Here is a 4584-nt window from a genome sequence, read left to right on the forward strand (position 1 = left end):
GGCTACGAGCTGGCCGATGACCCGCAAATCTGGTGCCTGCACCTGCAAGCCCAGTTGCGAGAGATCAACGGTGGCCGTTTCCACAACCTTGCCGGTCCCGGGTTTCGACCTGAAGGCTGATCCAGGCTATTGATCCAGGTTACCTGGCTCGGTCTTGTCGAGTTTGACCTCGAAACCGTATTGCACGGTGGTGAGGTTGGTTCGCTGATAAGTTTCCAGACGTGTGGGCTGGCCGTAGAAGTAATGCACTGCGAATAACCCCGGACCTTGCGCGTTCGCGTCGTGACTGACCGAAAGAATCTCCTTCAGATAGTTGCCACTGTCGTCCTTGGCGAAAAAGCGCCAGTCCTGGTCGGGGAACAGCTTCAGATCAACCACCAACTCATTCCCTTTGAGCGTCAGGCCCTTGGGCAGTTGGGGGGCGTCGTAGGTTTGCTTGTCGACAGTCGCCAGGAACAGCGGCATGGAGCCCACCGCGTAGGCCGGAGTTTCTGCAAACAGATTCAGATCGTAGGTGATGCTGCCGCGTAGCGGGTCGACCTGATACGCCTCCGGTGGCAGCTCGATCGGCCCATCGCGCCGGCCATTGCTGTCTTGGGTAAAGAACGTCACGGGACTTTCGCCGGGATTGAACGAGGTGCCGAGCAGTTCATCATTGAAACTTCTGGGGTGATCGAAATCGATGCGCGCGGCGCTCGGGTCGTCGATCGACTGGCTGATACTGATGCTTTTTTTCAGTTGGTTCTCGTCCAGCGTCGCACCCTTGAGCCAGGTCGCAGCCTGGTCGTCGTATACCACCACGGGCAAGGTCAGTGGCTGGATGGTTTTTTCCGTCGTGTGCGGGTCGAAGCGGCGTACTGGCAGGTCCAGGTTCTTGCGGGTCACCGTGACCGCCGAGAAATCCAGCAGGCTGACTTCGAGCGTGTCGATCGGTCCATTGAARTACACCTTGGCATACTGTCGGGTTTGTTGTTTTTCAAAGGCACGCTGGTCGTCCTCGAGCTGTTTTTCGAACGCTTCGCTCCAGGCTTTCTGCTGTTGCATTTGCGCCAGTTGTTTTTGATAGAACGCAATTTGCGTGGCGGTTTCATTGATCGCGCCCGAGCGCGAGAGGAATTGCCCGGTACTGTCCCTGGCCTGAACGATCAGCGAGTTGGGCGGTGTATCGCGAACCTCGGGGGCCGGTGGTGCGCTGTTACTGAATTCGATTTCGGCATGGTTTTTTTCAAGCTTCAGCAGCGTGACACTGAGGTTGTCATTGGTGCGCGTCTGGCCGACGTCCTTTTTGGTCAGGTTGAAGCTGTAGATTCGGCGTGGGGCGATGACCTCCACCTTGCCTTGCAGGCTCACTGGTTGTGGCAGGTGCTTTTTGTCCACACCCAGGCCTTCGATGAAGGGGTAGGTCACCGTCAAGTCATCGGGGTTGGTCAGGTTGGAGCTCGACGGGCTCAGCTGAATGCCGGGATCGGTTTCCGACCATTCCGGCTGAAACGCGATGACGCGCTTGTTGCTGAGGGTCACCGATTGCCATTCCAGGTCATGAGGGAAAAGGAATGCGCCAGGGGCGTTGAAGTGGAGGGGGAATACTGGTTGCAGATCGGTCAGGTAATCCGAGCTGGACTCCTTGTGCAGCACGAACAGCCCGTTGATGTAAGTGTCGACCAGCGCCTGGGGCGTGGGGTAGTGCTTGAATACGGCGAGGGCATCTTCGCCGTATTCGGTGACCACCGGTTTACTGTCGAGCTTGAGTTGCGCACGCTCGAGCAGCAGCACTGAACCGCCGAGTTCGGTCACGACGTCCTTGAGTTTCGGATCCTTGATCGCCTCCAGAGACTTTTCGAACTGCGCGGTCTTTTCTTCGAGGCTGACTTGGCGTTTCTCATCGCTGGGTGAACAACCACCGAGCAGCAATGCGAGGCAAAGTCCTGCACTCGTTAAGGGCAATCGCACATCCATTTCCAGTTTTCCTGTCCGATGTCGCTGACCTGTCATTGATCTGGACACTAGCAGAAAAACTTTGTCACACACACGCAGGTTGCGGATTTTCCGGCGGTTTCTGGGTGTAACAGGCGGCTGTTATACTCGCCGCCATTTCCAGCCCCTTGTGTGAGATTCAATGGAACGCTTTATCGAAAATACAATGTACGCCTCCCGCTGGTTGCTGGCGCCGATCTATTTCGGTTTGTCGCTGGGCTTGCTGGCGTTGGCACTGAAATTCTTCCAGGAAGTCATCCACGTCATCCCTAACGTGTTCTCGATGGCCGAGTCGGATCTGATTCTGGTGTTGTTGTCGCTGATCGACATGGCGCTGGTAGGCGGCTTGCTGGTGATGGTGATGATCTCCGGTTACGAGAACTTCGTTTCCGAACTGGATATCGACGACAGCAAGGAGAAGCTCAACTGGTTGGGCACCATGGATTCGTCTTCGTTGAAGATGAAGGTCGCGGCTTCCATCGTGGCAATTTCGTCGATCCACTTGCTGCGGATTTTCATGGACGCCAAGAACGTCGATCCGGAGCATTTGCAGTGGTACGTGATCATCCACATGACCTTCGTGGTGTCGGCGTTTGCCATGGGTTATCTGGACAAGCTGACCAAGCACTGATCCGCCCTTACTCGGTCCACCGCACCGCCCGTCTGTTGCGAAACAGACGGGCGGTGTCGTTTGTGGCTTGTACTTTGGTGCGTCGAGGCATATCCCTGTAAGAACCCTGGCTCTCCACTGCGTGAGGTGCGCTCATGAACCTGCAAGAGTTGAATGCGTTTGCCATCGCCGGAAAGATCGATGAGTTGAACCTGATCTCGATGGAAGGCGTGTTCTACGTGCTGGAGGCTCGGATGCATGGTACGGCGCATCCAGTGCTCGATGCTCATGGCGAGACATTGCAGCTGCGGTCGGTCGAGCATGCGCGTGAAGTGCTTCACGACTGTCCCAAGCCATTCAACGTTGTATGTACCTCGGCCCATGATGAAATGTGCGGTACCAGCGCCGAGGAAAGTCCGAAATTACCGAGCACCTTCCGTTCTGCGTAACAGGGCTGACGCCGCTCATCAACGTGGCGGCATCTGTGCTAGTCTGCTCGCCCTTTTGATTCCGGGCGCTCCGGGATGCGCTGTGCACGCACGGCAAGTTCCAGGGCCGTCCGCACAGCGGAGCAGTGTCATGTCCGAAGTAAATCTGTCCACCGATGAAACCCGCGTCAGCTACGGCATTGGCCGTCAGTTGGGCGACCAGCTGCGTGACAATCCGCCACCGGGCGTGAGCCTGGACGCAATCCTGGCGGGTCTGACCGACGCGTTCGCCGGCAAGCCAAGCCGTGTGGGTCAGGAAGAAATGTCCGCCAGCTTCAAAGTGATCCGCGAGATCATGCAAGCTGAAGCGGCTGCCAAGGCTGAAGCTGCTGCTGGCGAAGGCCTGGCTTTCCTGGCTGAAAACGCCAAGCGTGAAGGCATCACTACTCTGGCTTCGGGCCTGCAATTTGAAGTGCTGACTCAAGGTGAAGGCGCCAAGCCAACCCGTGAAGATCAAGTGCGCACTCACTACCACGGCACTCTGATCGACGGCACTGTGTTCGACAGCTCCTACGAGCGCGGCCAGCCTGCAGAATTCCCGGTAGGCGGCGTTATCGCTGGCTGGACCGAAGCCCTGCAACTGATGAACGCGGGCAGCAAATGGCGTCTGTACGTGCCGAGCGAACTGGCTTACGGCGCTCAAGGCGTAGGCAGCATTCCGCCGCACAGCGTACTGGTATTCGACGTCGAACTGCTCGACGTTCTGTAATCCCGGTGTTGGAGCTGGCCCGCTCCTGCAGGGCCAGCTCCGGCATTTTTACAAATGATCTTCATACCTCGAACTTGGTATTCAGGTCATGACTCGGGCGCAACGCCCGGGCATAGCAAAACAGAAACAGATTGCGCACCAGTTCCTTGAGCACCACCGGCTCGCTGGAACTCAGGCCGTTGACGTCCAGATCACCCTGATCCTGCAGCTCGTTCAAGGCTTCTTCTTCAAGCACCGCACAGACTTCCCCGGTTTCCCGATGCAGGATTCTGAGGTAGGGATGTGGGCGGTCCAGCCAGGCATCGATCAAATAAGTCATGGGTCTCATCTCCATTGATTGGGTTCAATGAGAATAATTCCTATTCATTAAATAGCAAGGGCCTATTGGCGGTTTGCGTTTTTTATCGGGTAAGGATTGCGTAAGGTCAAAACGGCTGGCGTTTGGCTATTGCGAGGAGTGCTGGGTGAGGCGGGAAGGGCAAAGCACCATCCCACGCAGGGCGCGGGATGGAATACAGCGGGCTCAGACTTTTCTGACGAACTCGGATTTGAGTTTCATCGGGCCGATGCCGTCGATCTTGCAGTCGATGTCGTGGTCGCCATCGCACAGGCGGATGTTCTTGACCTTGGTGCCGACCTTGACCACCAGGGAAGTGCCTTTGACCTTGAGGTCCTTGATCACGGTGATGGTATCGCCGTCCTGCAGCACATTGCCGACCGAGTCCTTTTTCACGGTATCGTCGGACGCTACTTCGGCTTCGCCAGTGGCGGACCACTCATGGGCGCACTCCGGGCAGATCAGC

7 protein-coding genes are annotated in these 4584 nt (G+C 56.9%); 4 read left to right on the forward strand and 3 right to left on the reverse strand.

Features of this window, described 5'->3' with window-relative positions:
• Positions 1–120 (forward strand): PA4575 family protein (locus tag AC1DLB_RS21985; protein ID WP_477785641.1); only part of this gene is annotated, 120 nt, incomplete at its 5' end.
• A gap of 6 nt (positions 121–126) precedes the next feature.
• Here the strand turns inward: AC1DLB_RS21985 and AC1DLB_RS21990 are convergent.
• A complete protein-coding gene (locus tag AC1DLB_RS21990; RefSeq protein WP_477743867.1) occupies positions 127–1956 on the reverse strand; it encodes a hypothetical protein in 1830 nt (609 codons plus the stop codon).
• A 160-nt stretch (positions 1957–2116) separates the two neighbouring features.
• On the opposite strand from AC1DLB_RS21990, the gene AC1DLB_RS21995 reads away from it, so the two are divergent.
• The 3 genes from AC1DLB_RS21995 (at position 2117) to AC1DLB_RS22005 (ending at position 3781) form a co-directional block, all read left to right on the forward strand.
• Positions 2117–2605 (forward strand): TIGR00645 family protein, encoded by a 489-nt coding sequence (locus AC1DLB_RS21995; RefSeq protein ID WP_007938436.1) that lies wholly within the window; start codon positions 2117–2119, stop codon positions 2603–2605.
• Between the two features lie 134 nt (positions 2606–2739).
• Entirely contained in the window at positions 2740–3033 is a 294-nt protein-coding gene (locus AC1DLB_RS22000) for a DUF6482 family protein (protein ID WP_477743868.1), read from the forward strand.
• A 130-nt stretch (positions 3034–3163) separates the two neighbouring features.
• Positions 3164–3781: an FKBP-type peptidyl-prolyl cis-trans isomerase gene (locus tag AC1DLB_RS22005; RefSeq protein ID WP_007938433.1), complete on the forward strand. Its 618-nt coding sequence runs from the start codon at positions 3164–3166 to the stop codon at positions 3779–3781.
• A 61-nt stretch (positions 3782–3842) separates the two neighbouring features.
• Here the strand turns inward: AC1DLB_RS22005 and AC1DLB_RS22010 are convergent, their stop codons facing one another.
• Together AC1DLB_RS22010 and AC1DLB_RS22015 are read right to left on the reverse strand one after the other, a co-directional pair.
• Positions 3843–4100 (reverse strand): PA4570 family protein, encoded by a 258-nt coding sequence (locus AC1DLB_RS22010; protein WP_018925879.1) that lies wholly within the window; start codon positions 4098–4100, stop codon positions 3843–3845.
• A 204-nt stretch (positions 4101–4304) separates the two neighbouring features.
• Positions 4305–4584, reverse strand: a 280-nt coding sequence (locus AC1DLB_RS22015; protein ID WP_477785640.1) for a zinc ribbon domain-containing protein YjdM, incomplete at its 5' end; no start/stop codon positions are given.

The organism is Pseudomonas sp. 05N434 (genome assembly GCF_056396965.1).